Source organism: Olivibacter sp. SDN3, assembly GCF_014334135.1.
Taxonomy (GTDB): Bacteria; Bacteroidota; Bacteroidia; order Sphingobacteriales; family Sphingobacteriaceae; genus Olivibacter.
Genome location: NZ_CP060497.1, coordinates 4,476,224 through 4,494,436, shown reverse-complemented (window position 1 = coordinate 4,494,436; position 18,213 = coordinate 4,476,224). Strand labels below are relative to the sequence as shown.

The 18,213-nt window shown below is 45.9% G+C and carries 13 protein-coding genes and 1 pseudogene; 11 read left to right on the top strand and 3 right to left on the bottom strand.

Features of this window, described 5'->3' with window-relative positions:
* Positions 1-288 precede the first annotated feature (288 nt).
* The 11 genes and pseudogenes from H8S90_RS18885 (at position 289) to H8S90_RS18835 (ending at position 15,397) form a co-directional block, all read left to right on the top strand.
* On the top strand, positions 289-537 hold the full coding sequence (locus tag H8S90_RS18885; RefSeq protein WP_187339377.1) for a hypothetical protein: 249 nt from the start codon (positions 289-291) through the stop codon (positions 535-537).
* 37 nt (positions 538-574) lie between these two features.
* The gene (locus H8S90_RS18880) at positions 575-1,057 is read left to right on the top strand and encodes a cupin domain-containing protein (RefSeq protein ID WP_187339376.1); all 483 of its coding nucleotides are present in this window, start codon (positions 575-577) and stop codon (positions 1,055-1,057) included.
* 112 nt (positions 1,058-1,169) lie between these two features.
* Positions 1,170-1,487 (top strand): annotated as a pseudogene (locus H8S90_RS18875) (DNA polymerase IV); the annotation flags it as partial.
* A 500-nt stretch (positions 1,488-1,987) separates the two neighbouring features.
* Positions 1,988-2,584, top strand: coding sequence for an RNA polymerase sigma factor (locus tag H8S90_RS18870; protein WP_187339375.1), 597 nt, complete (start codon positions 1,988-1,990; stop codon positions 2,582-2,584).
* A gap of 105 nt (positions 2,585-2,689) precedes the next feature.
* Positions 2,690-3,832, top strand: a complete 1,143-nt coding sequence (locus tag H8S90_RS18865) for a FecR family protein (protein WP_187339374.1) — start codon at positions 2,690-2,692, stop codon at positions 3,830-3,832.
* A 336-nt stretch (positions 3,833-4,168) separates the two neighbouring features.
* Complete coding sequence (locus H8S90_RS18860) at positions 4,169-7,411, top strand: TonB-dependent receptor (protein ID WP_222852137.1); 3,243 nt, start codon at positions 4,169-4,171, stop codon at positions 7,409-7,411.
* Positions 7,412-7,431: 20 nt separating this feature from the next.
* Positions 7,432-9,123: a RagB/SusD family nutrient uptake outer membrane protein gene (locus H8S90_RS18855; RefSeq protein ID WP_187339373.1), complete on the top strand. Its 1,692-nt coding sequence runs from the start codon at positions 7,432-7,434 to the stop codon at positions 9,121-9,123.
* An 8-nt stretch (positions 9,124-9,131) separates the two neighbouring features.
* Positions 9,132-10,730 (top strand): phosphodiester glycosidase family protein, encoded by a 1,599-nt coding sequence (locus H8S90_RS18850; RefSeq protein ID WP_187339372.1) that lies wholly within the window; start codon positions 9,132-9,134, stop codon positions 10,728-10,730.
* A 64-nt stretch (positions 10,731-10,794) separates the two neighbouring features.
* Entirely contained in the window at positions 10,795-11,961 is a 1,167-nt protein-coding gene (locus H8S90_RS18845) for an SGNH/GDSL hydrolase family protein (protein ID WP_222852136.1), read from the top strand.
* A gap of 221 nt (positions 11,962-12,182) precedes the next feature.
* Positions 12,183-14,303 carry an alpha/beta fold hydrolase gene (locus tag H8S90_RS18840; protein WP_255501657.1) on the top strand — a complete coding sequence of 707 codons (2,121 nt, stop codon included), beginning with the start codon at positions 12,183-12,185 and terminating at the stop codon, positions 14,301-14,303.
* A 761-nt stretch (positions 14,304-15,064) separates the two neighbouring features.
* Positions 15,065-15,397 (top strand): hypothetical protein, encoded by a 333-nt coding sequence (locus tag H8S90_RS18835; RefSeq protein ID WP_187339370.1) that lies wholly within the window; start codon positions 15,065-15,067, stop codon positions 15,395-15,397.
* Positions 15,398-15,480: 83 nt separating this feature from the next.
* Here H8S90_RS18835 and H8S90_RS18830 read toward each other — a convergent pair whose 3' ends face one another.
* From H8S90_RS18830 to H8S90_RS18820, 3 genes are all read right to left on the bottom strand, one after another.
* Positions 15,481-16,875 (bottom strand): aldehyde dehydrogenase family protein, encoded by a 1,395-nt coding sequence (locus H8S90_RS18830; RefSeq protein WP_187339369.1) that lies wholly within the window; start codon positions 16,873-16,875, stop codon positions 15,481-15,483.
* Positions 16,876-17,016: 141 nt separating this feature from the next.
* Entirely contained in the window at positions 17,017-17,322 is a 306-nt protein-coding gene (locus tag H8S90_RS18825; protein ID WP_187339368.1) for a hypothetical protein, read from the bottom strand.
* Positions 17,323-17,396: 74 nt separating this feature from the next.
* On the bottom strand, positions 17,397-18,185 hold the full coding sequence (locus tag H8S90_RS18820; RefSeq protein WP_187339367.1) for a type 1 glutamine amidotransferase domain-containing protein: 789 nt from the start codon (positions 18,183-18,185) through the stop codon (positions 17,397-17,399).
* Positions 18,186-18,213 lie beyond the last annotated feature (28 nt).

Below are 18,213 nucleotides of genomic sequence, written 5' to 3'. Positions count from 1 at the left end.
AATACCGAATGATTTGAGGTAATCCTTAATCTCGTCAACGCCGGAGATTTTAAACTGGATATCGGAATCCCTTACCGTGAATTCAAATTTCAAATGGGGATGTTGGGCCATCAATCGGTAATATTGGTAGGTAATACCGTAATTGGTATAAGTGGCAAACCAATAATTACCAGCAATTTTGCATTGGAAATAAATTAAGATAATTATAACCCTGAAATATTAGACTGCAATGTATTGATAGTATGATGAATATGAAGATTTTTATAATCCATATGTATATAACGCTTTTTGTATTTATGCTCTCAGTGTCTTGCACATCTGCACAGTAGGGGGAAGATATTCATTGCCGGCAATGATGACAGGACGTTCCGTGCGTTGGAAAAGTCAACAGGCAAGCTCGTTTGGGAAACAACTTTACTGGCAATGGCCAACGCAACAGCATGCACCTATATGGTGAATGGCAAACAGTATGTTGCGATATCCCTAGCCGGAACAAAGAAAAATCCGTCGGAATCTGTAACGGCTTTTTCCCTTTGAGATATAAATATTTTTGACAATTAAACAGATAATCAAAATGAAACACTTGAAAACAATTGCTCTTTTAGCACTAGTCGTTATGTTGGCAGCGTGTGAAAACAAGATGCAATCAACCAATACAGATACCCAGGAAACTGAAAATTTGATTTTTGCGAAAGGCGAAAAAATCAACAATGACAATTTCACCGGTACCGTCTGGTTAAACAATCTGGTAAATGCCGATAGCGTAAACCAGAGTGCCGTGGGAAGTGTAACCTTCGAGCCTGGGGCAAGAACAAAATGGCACGCTCATCCGGCAGGACAGATTATATTGGCGTTGGATGGCGTAGGGTATTATCAGGAAGAGAGAAAGGAAAAGGTTATCGTTAGAAAAGGTGAAGTGGTAAAATGCCCCATAGATGTTCCGCATTGGCACGGAGCAAGTGCCGATAGTGCCTTTGTACAGATAGCTATAACAGGAAGGGAAAAAGGAGAGACAGTCTGGTTGAATCCGGTCACTGATGAAGAATACCATAAATAGGCTGTAGTTCCGGACTGATAATCTGCTCCTTGTCGGGGATGGTGAATGAAAATGGAACAATTTCTTTGTTTTGCTAATTTTATTAGTATAGCTTTGTAGCACCTTCAATACGGATACCATCGACACCGACTCGGTAAAGGACCTGCTGGTGGGCATGGTGGTAAAGATAGCTTTTGAGCTCCGGGAGCAGCGCAAGCTGGCTTCCTGTATTACCGTGCAGATACGCTACGCCAATTTTGAGACGGTGAGCAGGCAGATGAAAATACCCTATACTTCTCTGGATGGACTGTTGATAACAAAGGCAAAGGAGCTTTTCGATAAACTGTACGACCGGCGCATGCTCATCCGGCTGGTGGGGGTGAAACTATCCGGTCTGGTGGGTGGATTCGAGCAGACGGATCTCTACGGCGTTTCGGCAAACACGCCGTGACGCTAGCGGCGGCAATGGAAATAGATCTTTGATGGGGGGAAGCCATGTTCATCAACTGCCATTCCGCTTAAAGTCTCCGCTACGGCACCCTGACGGTGGAACGCCTGGTCGAACACGCCAGATCTGCAGGGGTGGGGTGCATGGCCCTGACAGCTGAACGAATTCCTATCCACCCATAACATCGAAAAAAAGCGCTCGAAAGCTACCAGAGCCTGTTCCTGAAAACATACTATCCAAAAGAGTTTATGGTCGCCGTACTCAACAACTACGGTGGTTTTTATAACTGCAAAGTGTACGTGAATGAAGCAGGATGTGCCGGTGCAACCATCTATTGAAGTGATATCTATCTGGGCTTTGACTGTCTGCTGAATCTGAAGTAAAAGCTCGCCGGGTACATCCCTATGCCTATATGAAATTCCTGTTAACTTTTTATTACCATAGTTTGACCATCAAATATTTATGCCTGCTTTTTATTATCTTTGTTTGACCAATCAGTGTTTATGTCTGTAATTAAGGACTATACGGAGAACGAGTTGCTGCAATCCATGAAAGCAGAAAACGAGGAGGCATTTGTTTCTTTTTACCTCTCCTATGGTTCGCTGGTAAGCAATTACATTACAAAATATGTCAAATCTTCGGCGTTGGCAGAGGACCTCTGCCAGGAAATCTTCTTGAAGATATGGGAAACCCGCGCGCAGATGGTAGAAGTGCGTGCCCTGAGACCCTGGCTATTTACCCTTACCCGGAATCATACCTTTAATTTTCTGAAGCGGGCGGCCGTGGATCATACGGCTAAAGCGGAAATACTTCGCAATTACCAGCAGTCGCATCAGAACGTGGAAGATGCGCTGCTCACAAGAGACTATCAGGAATATATTGACAGCGTCCTATCCACCCTTCCGCTAAGAACGCGCGAGGTGTTCCGTATGTGCCGGGAACAGCAAAGAACCTATGATGAAGTGGCTGCCGAGCTAGGCATTTCCCGCAATGCCGTTAAAAAACATATGGTCCGATCGATGAAAGTACTGAAGGGATCGGTAGAAAAAGACCTAGGCATATCGCTCCCGGTATTGATGGCGTTGGTATTTTATTCCTGATGACAACGCCATCGGTTACTAATCGTTTAACAGCCTTAATTTTTTTTCCCAGAAGGGGTACCCTAACGGGCACCTGAGATTGTCATCCATATGAAGGCGCAGAAAATGGAAAAAGACAAAGAATTTCAGGAACGCTTAGTCCGGCGGTACATCAATAACCAGGCAACCGACGAAGAATTGGAAGCTTACTTCCACCTGCTTCAACAAGGAGCCTTGGACGATTACCTTGAAAAGTACATGAAGGAGGATGAAGATGCTTTTCTGGAACATCACCAGACCCACAGAAGCCCGATTAGGAGAATACGGATACAGGTTGCGGCGGCAGTGGCAGTGTTGATTTTTCTGAGCGTGGGCAGCTTATTGTTTTTATTGAATAAGCGACAGACAGAGGGGGTGGTGTTAGCAAATGATGTTGCTCCGGGAGGGAACAAGGCAACGCTCACGTTAGCGGATGGACGAATGATCTCTTTAATCGAAGCGGACAACGGACAGTTGGCAATCCAATCGGGCGCAGCGGTGATGAAAGCGGCCAATGGACAGTTGGTGTATGTTGCTGCGGAGAATGAGGTTGCCGGACCGACATCCTATAATACGATTGTGACCCCCCGCGGCGGACAGTATCAGATAGTACTGCCCGATGGATCTAAAGTCTGGCTAAATGCTGCCTCGTCACTTAAATATCCGGTCACTTTTGCGGGGCTGAATGAGCGAAGAGTGGAACTGACCGGCGAAGGATATTTTGAGGTGGAAAAGGATAAAAACAGACCGTTCTTAGTGGAATCTGCACAGCAGACGGTGGAGGTGCTGGGAACGCAGTTCAACGTGAATGTCTACCCCGACGAACCGGCCATTAAAACGACTTTGCTGGAAGGCAGAGTGCGGTTAGCGGCTAGGGGCGGTACTTCGGCGGTGACCCTTTCTCCCGGTGATCAAGCTATTCGAAAAGGAGCTGGTTTTCGGATAGTGGAAGTGGATCCCGAACAGGCGATTGCCTGGAAGAATGACAAGTTTGTGTTTGATCGGGAATCGCTGCAGAGCATCCTTCGAAAGGTGGGACGCTGGTACGATGTGGAGATTGAATTTCAGGATCTAGCAGCGAAGGGTATTCTATTCGGGGGGACGATGTCGCGGTTTGATCATATTTCCAAGGTACTCAATAAGCTCGAGGTGACAGGGAATGTGCAGTTTGAGATGGTGCAGGAAACAGACGCTGCTCCGCCGAAGGTGGTGGTGAAATTAAAGCGATAGGTGGATTGACTTAACTAACGGAATAATAATATATGAAAAGAAACGGAAGAGATCCCTAGCGAAAGGCCGGATATGATAAAAGGGATTCCGATTTGCGTCGAAATCCCTTTATCTGCCAGTGGCCCCGCTTGAGGCGGGATAAATTAAATGGATTAACCTGGTGGTGTACGATGTTGGAAGCAAGGAAACACCACCTGTCAAGCAGATATACAAATGTATAAAATTTATACAAGAAAAATTTTATTCCCTTTTGGGCGGCCGTGTATGATGGGTCCGTCCGTAAAAGCGCGTAGCTTATCAAGTACCCATCTTGTACTAAAACGAATGGTTATGCGGATGAAGTTTACAATTCTTTTATTGGCTATTTCATTGATCCATGTAAGCGCCGAGAGTTTAGGACAGCAAATAACCTATTCGGCAGAACAAGTGACCATGAAAACGATGTTCAAGGAAATTACCCAACAGACGGGCTACGATGTGGTGTATGCGCTGGATAACCTGGATGAGAAAGGGGTTATTTCGGTAACATTCAGGGACGCTCCCCTGGAAGAGGTCCTGGAGGTGTGTTTGAAGGGACTTCCGGTGACGTATGTGATAAAAGATAAGACGATTTTGATAAAAAAGTGGGAACAACCTGCTTATGATAGCAGCAAAGTGGGTGGGTTCGCTGAAATTGTTGATAAAAGGCAAAACAGGGAGATTTCGGGTACGGTAGTAGATCAAGACGGACAGGCATTAGCTGGGGTGAGTATTCAGCTGAAGGGAACGGCTATTCGGACCAGTACGGATCAAAATGGCTTTTACACATTACGCTTCCCCGAAGGGGACAGTGTAACCTTGATCTTTAGCTCTGTTGGTTTCGCCAGTCAGGAGATTATAGTCGACGAGCAAGAAAATCTGAATGTAGAGCTCGTGGAGACTGTCTCTAATTTGGATGAGGTGGTTGTGGTGGGATACGGGACACAAAAGCGGGGTGATATTACCGGATCTATCGCATCGCTTTCCGCGGACAGGTTGGAAGGGATTTCTAACGCTAGTTTGACCCAGGCTATCCAGGGTGGAATTCCCGGCGTGTCGGTGCAAACTACGACGGCCGGTGCTGCGCCTTCGGAATCGGTTATGATCAGGGGAAGGAACTCGATAAAAGCGAGTAACGATCCGTTGGTTGTAGTAGACGGCGTAGCAGGGAGTCTGGGCGATGTAAACCCGAATGACGTACTGTCTGTTGAGGTTTTAAAAGATGCGTCTGCCGCTGCAATATATGGGTCTAGGGGGAGTAACGGCGTTATTTTGGTGACCACAAAATCAGGAAATAGTGGAGAAACAAAATTGAATTACAACGGCTTTTACGGCATGCAGCGCTTTGCGAACTTACCGGAGATGATGACCGGAGAGGAGTTTTATCAGTTTAAACTGGAGCGGGAGCCGACTTCAATGACCCCTTCGGAGCAGGCGGTTTATGACTCGGGTATATTTGCAGATTGGTCAGACCTTGTCTTACGCAAGGGAATGAGTACCAATCACAATCTTTCTTTTTCGGGCGGATTTAAGGACACGAAATTTTATATATCCGGAGATTTGCTTGATATAAAAGGATTGGCCGTAAATGACAAATTCAAGAAAATTACCACTCGAATAAACGTAGACACCAAATTAAAAAATTGGTTGACCATCGGCACAAGAACCCAGCTTAGGTATAACGATGCTGGGGGCATTTCCCCAATATTGGACGGAAGCCAGGGTGCTTACACGTATAATCCGTTGACCACCCCACTCGATGAAAATGGGAACCAGAACATTAACCCATGGCCGGAGTACAATACGTATAGTAATCCATTGATGGGGCTTCTTGCAGATAATATCGACGAATCCTACCAAGTGGTATCCAACAATTACGGAATTGTCGATTTTCCATTTGCTAGAGGGTTGCAATATCGGATAAATACGGGTATCAGGTTTGGATTAGCCAACAACGCCACTTATTATGGGCGCGATACCCAAAGGGGCAGGTTAGTCGATGGAGATGCCTCCACAAGCAGGGGAATATCGAGGAATATTGTGATTGAAAATATTGTGAATTACAACAGGGACTTTGGTAAACACAGTGTTTTCCTAACCGGGCTTTACAGTTTTGAAAATGTTCGAAATAACACAAATAGCATAAGTGCACAAGGTTTTCCAAATGACTTTTTATCATGGTATGGCGCACAGCAAGCGTCGTTGATTGTCCCTAGCTATTCGAATAGTGAAACTGCTCTGATATCGACGATGGGTCGCGTAAATTATTCATACGATAGCCGGTATCTGTTGACCCTGACTGGACGTAGTGACAGTTATTCTGGTTTTGGGGTAAAAACCAAACGAGGCTTTTTCCCTTCAATGGCTCTTGCCTGGAATATTGCAAATGAAGATTTCTTTAAATGGAGCACTATTTTTAGCGAGTTGAAGTTAAGGGGCTCGATAGGGCTTAATGGAAACCAGGCGGTTTCAGCTTATGAAACCATATCCCGCTTAGCTTCTCAAGACGTGGTGGCCGGTTCAACTACTTTGCCGGGATATTCGCCTAGCAAACTGGGCACGGAAAACCTGGGATGGGAGTCATCCAGAACATTGAATATAGGGTTGGATTTTATCGCGTTAAATAACCGGATTAGCGGGGATATTAACGTTTACAAATCAAATACCTTTGACTTGCTCCTAGACAGGACCATTTCTCCCGTGAGCGCCTTTACGTCCATTACGCAAAACATAGGAGAAACCGAAAATAGGGGACTGGAAATTTCGTTAGTGTCCACCAATGTATCCACACCTAATTTTACATGGGTAACGAACGGGAATATTGCTTTTGTGAAAAATAAAATTGTTTCCCTATATGGATATATGGATGAAAACGGCAACGAAATAGACGATGTGGCAAATCGTTGGTTTATTGGACAACCCATACGCGTAAATTATGATTATAACTGGATTGGCGTTTGGCAACTGGATGAAGCGGCAGAGGCGGAAGCCCGTGGCACGCAACCGGGATTTATCAAGATCCAAGATGTTAGTGGACCGGATGGCCAACCCGACGGGATACTTTCTCCGGATTATGACCGTAGGATTATTGGCCAGCGAGACCCGAAATTTACCTGGGGGATGAATAATGTACTTTCATATAAAAATTTCAGGTTAAGTGTGTTTGTTTATGGCATGCACGGCATGACCATAGAAAATACCTTGCTGTCAGATGCTGTCGGTCGGACGATTCTTTCCAATACCACCAAAAAGAACTGGTGGACGCCGGACAACCCGACGAACAGTTGGTACATGAACCGTCTTGATGCTAATGTGCAAGAAGGATATACAGCACCCCCTTACGAAAAGGCTGGCTTTATCAGACTTAGGGATGTTTCACTTTCTTACGATTTTTCGAAAAATGTGATTCCTAATTTGGGCCTAGGTAAATTACGGGTTTACGTGTCCGGACGAAACCTGCATACGTTTACCAAGTTTGGCGGGTTGGACCCGGAGCTGACTAATCAGCTGGATGTTCCACTGCAAAAGGAATATACCATTGGAATGAACCTCGAATTTTAGATTTTTAAACGCGTTATGTTATGAAAAGGAAAGTACACATCATCGTTGTCTTTATCGCGATATTTCTTGTCGAATCCTGCTCCCACGATAAGTGGCTGGGAGAACATCCCCCTCATTTGATCACAACTGAAACACTCTACACCAGTTTAGATGGGTTTGAAGCAGGGCTCAATGGACTATATTCACTTGTGAGGGGCGAGCGGGAAGGAAGGGATGGTACCACCGAGAACCTGAGGGCTGATATAGCCATGCTTGGGACGGATAATATCGTTCCTAATCAAAGAGGAGGAATAGGCTTCATCGCTTTGACATGGGATACCCGAAATGTTTCCACCGACTCTAACCTCAGTAGCATTTTCTTGTGGTTGTATCAAATAATCAATGGGGCAAATACCATCATCAACCAAGCTGAAACCCGAACAGATGTTGATTGGAACGGAGCAGGAGGAACTGCAGAAGAAAACCAAACCAGGGTAATCGCCGAGGCAAAAGCATTACGGGCATGGGCGTACAGGCATCTCACGTTTTGCTGGGGCGATGTTCCGCTGAATCTGGAAGAATCATCAGGGTCGAATATAAAAACAGACTGGATGCGTGCATCTGTAGCACAAATCCGCAACCAAATGAAGGAGGACTGGCTCTATGCTGAACAATACCTTGACGTAGAACCGCCGGTACGGGGGAAAATCAGTAAAGGCGCCGTGCAGCATTATCTGTCTGAATTTTACCTGACCACCGGACAGCCGGACAGCGCTTTGATTTTGGCGGATCAGTGCATCAATACCCCTAATTATGAGCTGATAACGCAACGCTATGGGGTTAGGGCCAGTCAACCGGGGGTTGCTTTTATGGATATGTTTTACGGCGGCAACGCCAACCGGCAAGAAGGGAACACAGAAGCGTTGTGGGTATGGCAGTGGGAATACAATGTCATCGGCGGGGGCGGCGATGGTGGAAGCATTATGCGCAGGTATCACAATGCAACTAATCAACATGTGCAGATTATGGTCGACGGTGTCGTTCCGTTAAGACATACGGTCGAACGAGGAGGCATCGGAATCGGTCGGGAACAACCGACCAAATGGGCTATTGATTTATATGAGCCACAGGATGACCGTGGCTCCAATTATGCGATAAGGAAATACTACATCTTGCAAAATGCCGCTGGGAACGCACCAGCGCCAGCCGATAATTTGCCGCCCGGATACCAGTACGGAGACACGATCAAACTGAGCTGGGAAAACGATTTAACCGGCATAGGCAATAATTTCGTCAACGCTTATCCTTTTATCCGAAAATACGATACGTATACACCTAGTGTCAATGAATTAAGGGGTTCTTATGACGACCAGCCTTATCTTCGACTTGCTGAAACGTATCTGCTTAAGGCAGAGGCCCAATTAAAGCTGGGCAACACATCAGGTGCGGCCGAGACCATCAATACCATTCGGAGAAGGGCACACGCCAGCGAAATATCAGCTTCCGATGTAACAATCGATTTTATCTTGGATGAGCGCTCAAGAGAATTGATTGGGGAAGAACACCGACGTTATACGTTGCTTCGGGTCGGAAAATGGTTAGAACGTGTGAAAGCGTATAACTTTCGCGGTGGGCAAACGGCCGCAGCCCGTGATACGCTTTACCCGATCCCTCAGGTCGTTATTGATGCTAACCTGACTGAAAAAATGCCTCAAAATCCTGGGTTTAATTAACTATAAAAATGATGAAAAAGCAATCTTTTTTTATGTTGGCTACAATAGTAGCTTCTTGTTCGTTGTTTACTATGGCTTGCGACAAGCATTTGTTAACCGGCAATGATACATTAGCTTTAGAAAAGTTGTCAGGAAAGGCCCTTTTATCCCCAACTATTTCGGTGAATTGGGACAACTGGACAGACGGCGAGCACTATAACGTTGCCATGGCCAGAACGGATTTCGGCGATATCAATGGGTTTACCCAGGTTGAGCAGGCACGGACGCTGATTTCACTGAGCCGGTTGCGTGTAACGTTATTGAAAGACGAGTACGGGGCCAATGGCGGCGTGATTACGAACAGTAGGATCGATACGCTTGAAGCATATGAGCTGAATTACAAAATTAAATTCCACGCGGACTTCGATTTCGCAACAGCAGGTAGAATTGGATTTGGTCTTCAGATTGGTGACGGAGCCGATGGCGAAGGGGGTACGTTCCGTTTGGCGTGGGACACGGATGCTAACGGCGATTCGTATTTTAAACCCTATGCTTACTATGCGGATCAGCCTGGCACGGCAGGCGACGACTTTGGTGCGCGCTATCCGGCCTCGGGAGGCCTCACGGGAAGTGTGTGGTACAACGTGAAAATGGTGATCAAAGCGAATACGAAGATGGATCGGAACGGCAGGGCTGAGCTATACATCAATGATGTTGAGGTGTTGAACATACCCATACGATGGACGAAGGATCATACAAAGCGGAAGATCAGTCAACTCCTCTTTTCAAACTATCGGGCAGGTGCGGGCAGCGAGTCTACCCGGAATGCCAATGTATGGTTCGATGATTTTACGTTGACAGGCGCCACACCGACCTATGCGCCAGCGTGGTGCGATAGCGTGTATACGGTAACGCGGCATTATGATGAAATTTCAGAAACCTATTATCATTTGACGGAGATAAACCGTGAGGATAACAATGGGAATACCATTAGACTCATGAACGGCCATGCCGCCAAAGTGGAGGGCGAAACAGGTACTGAATTTGCAAGAAGAATGGATTGCTGCGTAGCATTTAATGCATCAATGGGAAAGAGTAATTTACCGCCGAACGTCAGGGAACCTGTTGGAATTCAGATTATTGATGGTAATATTGTTCAGGCGCTTACATCCAGAAGATATACATTGGGTATAAAGGATGAGAATGAACTGCTTGCTTACCTGCCCTGGGAAACAGCTGCGAATATGCTAACTGATGGCGCAAATGATGCCCTTACAGCGTTTATCCCGCTGATCGAAGACCATCAGCCGGTACCACAGGCTGTTCTCGATTCTGTTGGAAATTCTTCCGTAAAACACCCCCGGCAAGTTATCGCACAGTATGATAATGGTAATGTTTTGGTGTTAAGTTGCGGTGGAAGAGGGTACGACGGGGAAGGCATGACTGCCCAAGATCTGGTTAGGATTTTGTCTGCACTTGATGTTCGGTTTGCATTTAATCTGGATGGCGGTGGCAGTGTAACAACCATGGTTAATGGCGAACGGATTACACCGCTGATAGACGGTAACGGAACGCTCGAAAGGGCCCGCCCCAATTGGTTATACGTGAAATACGATCATGGCGATTAATTAACGGTGCACTACTCCACCGCGCGTTGCGGTGGAGTAGTTAAATGACTTAGCCGCTAACATTATGAAAAATAGAAAAAGAAAAGTACCCAATAACCGCTTGCGTAGGAGACTGGCCGGTGCACGATATGTGCTGTACGGTCTCGTTGCCATGTGGCTACAGGGATTTTACACAGGGGGATTTGCACAGGAAAAGAAGGGAGTAATGTACTATCCGGCCGAGGACCTTACGATCTTGGGAAAGGTGATGCCGACAACGGTTCCCTACCACCGCGTGGACACGGCTTTGTATACAGGTTTGCCGGACAATGTGACAAAGCGGTTGACGCAATCTGCAGGCCTGGCCATTTCATTCAAGACAACTAGTCAAGCTATTTATATCAAATGGCACACCACGGAAACGATGCCATCGGCAGTCATGACGGAGGTCGCTTATCGGGGGTTTGATCTGTATGTCAGGGAGCACGGCGCGTGGCAGTATGCCGGCGTAGCCAGGCCACGGACGAATAGCGCGCGTGCTGCCACAACGGTCAGCCAGGGCATGGATAGCACGGAAAAAGAGTTCCTATTATATCTGCCGCTTTACACCGAAACAACGCACATAAGTATTGGTATCGATGAGGGTGCGGCTATTTCCGCGGGCGGGCAACCGTTTGACCATCGGATTTTAGTGTATGGATCGAGTATCACGCAGGGTGCCGCTGCCAGTAGGCCGGGATTGGCCTATCCGGCTCGCTTATCAAGGAGTACAGGGCTGAATTTCCTCAATTTAGGGATGGGGGCTAGTGCCCAGATGGAAAAGGAAGTGGCGGATATGATTGCTGAAATCAGTGCGGACGCATTTGTGCTGGATTGCGTGCCCAACAGTTCGCCTACCCTGATACGGGAACGTACCGGCTATCTGGTCAAGGCCATTCGCGCGAGGCACCCGGATGCCCCGATCATTGTCATGCAGAGTGTGATACGGGAAAGCGGTTATGTTAACCGGGCTACGGGCGAAAAGGTAGCCCTTCAGAATCAGTATATAGAAGAGGAAGTGATGAAATTGCAAAAGAATGGCGTAAAAAACCTCCATCTTATTCCAGCAGTTGACTTTCTGGGCCACGATCATGAGGGTACGGTAGATGGTACACATCCAAATGACATGGGGTTTGACAGGATGATTCAGGTCATTACCCCCCGGATATTAGCGATCTTAAAACAGCACAAAATAATCAGCAACAAGGTATGATACAAAAAACGATTTTATGGCTGGTGATCGGTTTTTTAAGTTTTGATAACGCGTTTTCCCAGACCACACCAATCGAAAGACAGAAACAATATCTGGATGAGATCCTGAAGATCAATATCCAGCAACGGTTCCGGGAAAACTCAAGGCGTATCACTGTGCAGGACAGCACGTGGACGGATTGGCTCCATCGAACAGGCGAGTTGCCGCCGGATTTTTCCAGTATGCCATCGATCCCCATGCTGCCTGATCCACTGACCAACCTAAACGAAGGCAAGGTTCAGGCGATCAAGACTGCAAAAGAATGGAGCGAAAAGCGGGAGTGGATCAAGGAGCAATACCAATACTGGATATCGGGGCATGTACCCCCAACCCCCGGCAATATCAAAGCGGAAATTCTTTCGGACACCGTCGAACAGGGAACGCGTATACAGCTAATCAGATTGCGGTTCGGTCCACAACACCGCGCAACGATGACTTTGGAACTGATGATTCCCGAAGGGAGGTCCCCCCGCCCGGTTTTCATGACCCAATGGAACCATCGGGAATGGGCCCAGCTGGCGGTTAAGCGAGGCTATATAGGCTGCGTGTATGCAGGAGCTGACCTGAAGGATGATACGGACGCCTATATGTTTCTTTATCCCGACTATGATTTCAGCGGGTTGATGCGCAGGGCTTGGGGCGCATCTCGCGTGGTCGATTACCTGTTTACGCGGGATGAGGTGAATAAAGCGCAAATCGCTATCACCGGGCACTCCAGAAACGGCAAACAATCGTTATGGGCGGCTGCTTTCGATGAGCGGATAGCTGCGGTAGTATCGAGCAGTTCGAGTACAGGGGGAGATATGCCATGGCGGTATTGCGATCCGCAGTATGCGAGCGAAACGTTGGATTATGTGACCGCCTGGAATGGCCATTGGTTCCAGCCGAGGCTGAAGTTTTTTTCCGGCAGGGAAGATAAGCTGCCCGTGGATCAGCATTTACTGGCAGCACTGATTGCTCCCAGGGGGTTGTTATTTCACTATTCCATCGTGGAAGAAGGATTGAATTCATGGGCTATTGAACAAAATTACTATTCGGCAAAAAAAGTGTATGACTTCTTGGGTGTTCCTGAACACATCGGTGTCCATACCCGGATGGGAGGGCATCTACCCGTGCCCACACGGGACGTTGAGCAGACCATTGACTTCTTGGATGGTTATTTTAACCGGCTTCCGATAAAATGGGTGAACCACCTGTATTATACGTATGATTTTAGTGAATGGGAGCGAACACATGAGGAGGAACGCAAAGAGGCCGGCCATATTACGCCCGTGCAGTTAAACGACCGCTATGCTTCGGTAGTGGATTTTGACGACGACCGGAAAAAAATCATCTCCAATCTAAACTGGACGCTCGGCGAGGAACCACCGGGTGTCCGGGCGGTGAACGCTGGTAGTTGGCAACGGCCACAGCATGACTGGATTGAAGGCATCAATCCCCGCCCGACAATCAATGGAGCCCGGGAAGTTTATATCAGCCCCTATGCGGCCATCGGCGATGCCATATCAGGTGTTTTATATTGTCCGGTGGATGAATCAGGCGAGCTTCGGCTGAAGGCGAACGGTAAGCTTCCGGTTATCATCTATGCGCATCAATATGCCTATTCAACAGGCTTTTCAAAAGGTTACGATAAGGATGGCCGCAAAGGGACGACGGACTTGTTCAACGAACTGGTTGAAAAAGGGTTTGCGGTCCTGGCAATCGATATGTACGGCTTTGGGACCCGGATCGAAGAAGCGAAGCATTTCTATACCCGTTACGCGAAATGGTCGAAAATGGGAAAGATGGTACACGACCTGAGAAGCTGTATAGACGCCGTTGAAGATATCGATTATTTGGACACAGCGCATGTTTATTTACTGGGCAATGCAATCGGCGGAAGCGTTTCGCTGCTAACTGCGGCCGTGGATAACCGAGTCGCCGGGGTAGCGACAGTGGCCGCATTTTCGCCCCTGCGAACATCCAACAGCCAGTTTGAGACATTGAGAACCTACTCGCACTTACATGGATTCATGCCTCGGCTGGGGCTTTTCGCTGCAAATCCGGAAGCCACTCCGGTAGACTTCGGAGAGATCATTGCCGCCGCGGCTCCGACGCCAATGCTCATCATCGCTCCCCAGCTGGATAGCCATACGGACCTTCCGGCATTAAAAGAGATGTTGGTTCCGGTGCACAGCGTTTATAACCTGTTTGGCAGGAAAGACCAGCTAACCGTAAGTTATCCTACCGAAATCAACAGAATGACCCGGGAAATGTATGGAGAAGTAAGCGCTTTTTTTGTCAGCTTAGTGAAAAACAAATAATGAAGTCGCTCGGCGAAATAAATCGTGGATAGGCTACTGTCCCGTTTTTATGCTGAAGAAACACGGACTAATTTTGGTTTCAGATTGAGGTTTCAAAACGAAGCTATGGAAGATCTGAGGGTGGAAACCGAAAATCCTTGGTCAGAGTAGCCCTTTTCACGTTCTTCCTTGGCCTCTTTGCGTAGCTGGTCGATATACTCCTTGATAAATTTAAGGAAGTCCACTTCCCTGCCCAGATTCAGTGGGCAATCCTTTACGTCCTGCGCTGTGAACAGATTCAGCTACTGATGGCAACGCAGTATTCGTCCAGCGTCCTGTTCACCACGTTCTTTATGAAGGGGCTTTGATCTGGAAGTTTTTGTTGATTTGGTTTTGTCCGACGAAATGCCGAAGTGTTGATGTGCTTTTTCTCGCCTTTGTGGTCAATCCTGATTTTGACATTACATTTGCCATCCGACTTCATGTGATGCCAGAAAATTTTGCACTCTACGGTTGCCATCTTTCCAGTTTTTTTTAAAAAACTGTGACGTATTTGTATCTCTTTTGGCTCTAGCAACCTTTTTTGGTCAATTCGGCAGAGGGGCTGCGCAACTTAACGAAACGTCAGTAAGGTAACCGATAGGTGGAAGGGTTCAGATTATGCGTTTATGCATAGAAAAAAGCCCTTTTTTTAAAAAAAAGAGCTTTAGCAAACAGTGACCCCGGAGAGGCTCGAACTCTCGACCCGCTGACTAAGAGACTTTCGGCCTGTACCTTTTTACATGATGCAAATTCAGCGTTTACGCTTTACAGAAGCAATATATGAACATTTTTTGAAACCACAGAATTTTGTGCCGTTACGTATTTGTTACGGTTCTGAAAGCATTTTTTCATTTGTCTTGTGGAGCGACCTTGTACTAATGGGGAAATGGATCTTTGGAGATATAAAAAACATCCTGACAAAAAGCCAATCGGTCAAGCGATGGCGCAAGCTAAGAAAGTTGTTGGAAGCATTATCCGAAAATCATTTTGTAACCAACTCCTCCTCCACACAGAGAGAGGTCGTGACCCAAATTAGTCTGTCGAGTTTGAAGGAAATGGAGTATATTAGCTGAACGACTGTCAGTTTTTTAGTACCCATGACTGTCAGATCAAGTAGTGGCTATTATAATTTATTACAGTTATAATAATTTTTTAATCACAAATATTTACTCTTTATCACCGTCATTTTCTCTCGTATCATTTCGTTGATTGTATAGGAAATTCCACCCATACCAATTCCAGATGTATCTCTTCCTCCAAAAGGCATCCAATCTACTCTGAACGCCGTATGGTCGTTGACCATCACCGCAGTAGCATTTAGTTTTTTTACCGTATCCAAAGCGGCGTCTATGTTTTTTGTAAATACCGCAGCCTGAAAATGTACATCCAACGCATTGGCTCTCTTGATGGCTTCATTTCGATCCGAATAGGAATAAATACAAACCACAGGACCGAAAATTTCATTGATCGATACTTTAGATTTTTCAGAAGGATTGAGCAAAACAGTAGGTTGATAAAGGGTTTCTGAAATCCGTTTTCCTCCGGTAAGTAATTGAGCTCCTTCGGCAATCGCTTCATTTACCCATTCTGCTACACGGTCTACTTCTTTGGGTAAAATCAAAGGACCAACATCTGTCGCTGTATCCGCAGGGTCTCCAACGGTTAATTGATTAGTAGCTGTTACAAATTTTTCGATAAAATTTTCGATAATCCCTTCATGCACATAAACCCTTTGCACCGAAACACAAACCTGCCCGGCATGATAGAACCCGCCCTTTACCAAATCTGGAATCATTTCATCAAAATCAGCGTCTTGTTCTACAATTACAGGTGCTGCACCGCCGTGTTCCAAAGCGCTTCTTGTACCCGGCGACAGTTTGCTGTGCAAATACCAACCTACTTTAGCCGAGCCGATAAAGGAGAAAAAATGAATTCGTGAATCGGTAACCAATGCTTCGGCTAAATCTCTTTCACAAAGCACCACTTGTACCCAACCTTCGGGTGCGCCGGCTTCCTTAAAAATTTCTGCTAAGGCCATACCGGACATGGGGGTTGTCATGGCTGGTTTGAATATGACCGGACAACCGGCTGCAAATGCTGTTGCAACCTGATGCACCGCTAAGTTCAACGGATGATTAAAAGCACTGATGGCAGCTACAATACCAATCGGTTCTTTGGTGGTAAAAGCCAATCGGCTTTGAGCAGATTCCGTCAATGCCATTGGAATTTGCTCACCTCTGATTTGTGAAATATGCTCGGCTGCTAATTTCACACCTTTGATGGCTCTTAAAACTTCTGCTTTCGAATCTTTGTAAGGTTTTCCTCCTTCACTCAGTGCCAAATGCGTCAGTTCTTCTATGCTGTCATTCATGAGTGAAGCAGCTTTTTCCAATATCTCTATTCGTTTAAAAGCAGGAATCCAGAGCGATTGGTTTTCAAAAAGATTTTGAGCCGTTTGTATGGTCTTTTCAAGCTCGTTGTTGTCAATCAAATTCAACTCTTTGATGACGCTCAAGTCGTAAGGTGACTCTATTTTTACGGTGTTCTGCATAATACCTATTTTTATTTTTGTTGATAAAATTATAACGTCGAAATAGCTTTTCTGATAGGAGTTTCACCATCGTGCATCGTGATGACTTTTTTGAATGCAGCTGTATTTTCTAGTACTTCAACCAAGGTAGTCACTACATTTTCAAAGGCATTTCCACCCCGGGTTTTCTACGTTGACTGTTATCATTCCCGAACCCTTTTTTTCTTCCAGGGTGCCTGGCTGCAAAATCGTATAGTTTAAGGCTGTGCTAAGCAACCATTGGTCTGCATAGTGCTTGACTTTCCACTTGGCGAAAACATGAATGACACTACTATCTTTTATCATCATCTGACAGGTATTTTTTGAAGCATCGAGGTTTTGTGTCATCGCTTTCTTCGTCTGAGCCAAACTATCCATGGTAAATATTAGCAATACCATTATCGTAAATATAACCTTACTGTTTTTCATGCCACCTCATTTTTAATCGATGATTATCCCCCTATCCGACAAAGAGGATAAATGGGATAATTATCAGCCTATTCTTATTTGGATGTGTTTAAGATCGTGATCATTTTTTCAGCCACTCCTTTTGCCGAAGCAGGGTTTTGACCTGTTACCAAATTACCATCAGCGATGCTATGAGCAGACCAAGATTCAGCAGCATGGAATTTTGCGCCTTGTTCTGTCAAGGCAGTTTCAAGAAGAAAAGGCACATCTGCCAGAGCATAAGCTTTTTCTTCTTCATCTGTAAAGGAGGTAATATTTTTACCCTTTACTAAATAGGAATCATTGCTAAGTTTTACATTTAATAACGATACCGGACCGTGACACACGGCACCCACAACAGCATTTCTTTCAAACGTCTCTTTAATTACTTTTTTAAGAAGCGCATTTTCAGCCATATCAGCCATCGGTGCCAAACCGCCGGGCACAAAGATGGCGTCGTATTTACTGACATCAACATCCGATAGTTTTACGGCTTTCTGCATGACTTTCCATCCTTCTCCTGTTAAAAAAGAGAGGTTTTGTGGGTCATTTGCCAATTCTAGCGCATCTAAATATGGAGTATCACCTGTTAAACTGGCAAAATCAATTTGATAATTAGCCTTGTCAAATTCTGCATACGGATGAGCCACTTCTGGCAAAAAGATGCCCGTTCTACGATTGTTTGGACCAATTGCGTTGGCATTTGATACAATGATTAAAACTTTTTTGTCTGCTTTTGCTTCACTTTTAATGGTTTCTTTTTTTACGGTACTATTTTCTTTTTTGCCTTGTGCAAACGAAGAGAAAAAGGCAATTGCCAGTGTTGCGATAATGAACTTTTTCATGTTGATAAATTTTAAATTGTTAATGATA

Coding starts and splice junctions, on each gene's coding strand:
- H8S90_RS18880 (WP_187339376.1), top strand. CDS start 575: ATGAAACACTTGAAAACAATTGCTCTTTTAGCACTAGTCGTTATGTTG.
- H8S90_RS18870 (WP_187339375.1), top strand. CDS start 1,988: ATGTCTGTAATTAAGGACTATACGGAGAACGAGTTGCTGCAATCCATG.
- H8S90_RS18865 (WP_187339374.1), top strand. CDS start 2,690: ATGGAAAAAGACAAAGAATTTCAGGAACGCTTAGTCCGGCGGTACATC.
- H8S90_RS18860 (WP_222852137.1), top strand. CDS start 4,169: ATGAAGTTTACAATTCTTTTATTGGCTATTTCATTGATCCATGTAAGC.
- H8S90_RS18855 (WP_187339373.1), top strand. CDS start 7,432: ATGAAAAGGAAAGTACACATCATCGTTGTCTTTATCGCGATATTTCTT.
- H8S90_RS18850 (WP_187339372.1), top strand. CDS start 9,132: ATGATGAAAAAGCAATCTTTTTTTATGTTGGCTACAATAGTAGCTTCT.
- H8S90_RS18845 (WP_222852136.1), top strand. CDS start 10,795: ATGAAAAATAGAAAAAGAAAAGTACCCAATAACCGCTTGCGTAGGAGA.
- H8S90_RS18840 (WP_255501657.1), top strand. CDS start 12,183: ATGCCATCGATCCCCATGCTGCCTGATCCACTGACCAACCTAAACGAA.
- H8S90_RS18835 (WP_187339370.1), top strand. CDS start 15,065: ATGATGCAAATTCAGCGTTTACGCTTTACAGAAGCAATATATGAACAT.
- H8S90_RS18830 (WP_187339369.1), bottom strand. CDS start 16,875: ATGCAGAACACCGTAAAAATAGAGTCACCTTACGACTTGAGCGTCATC.
- H8S90_RS18825 (WP_187339368.1), bottom strand. CDS start 17,322: ATGAAAAACAGTAAGGTTATATTTACGATAATGGTATTGCTAATATTT.
- H8S90_RS18820 (WP_187339367.1), bottom strand. CDS start 18,185: ATGAAAAAGTTCATTATCGCAACACTGGCAATTGCCTTTTTCTCTTCG.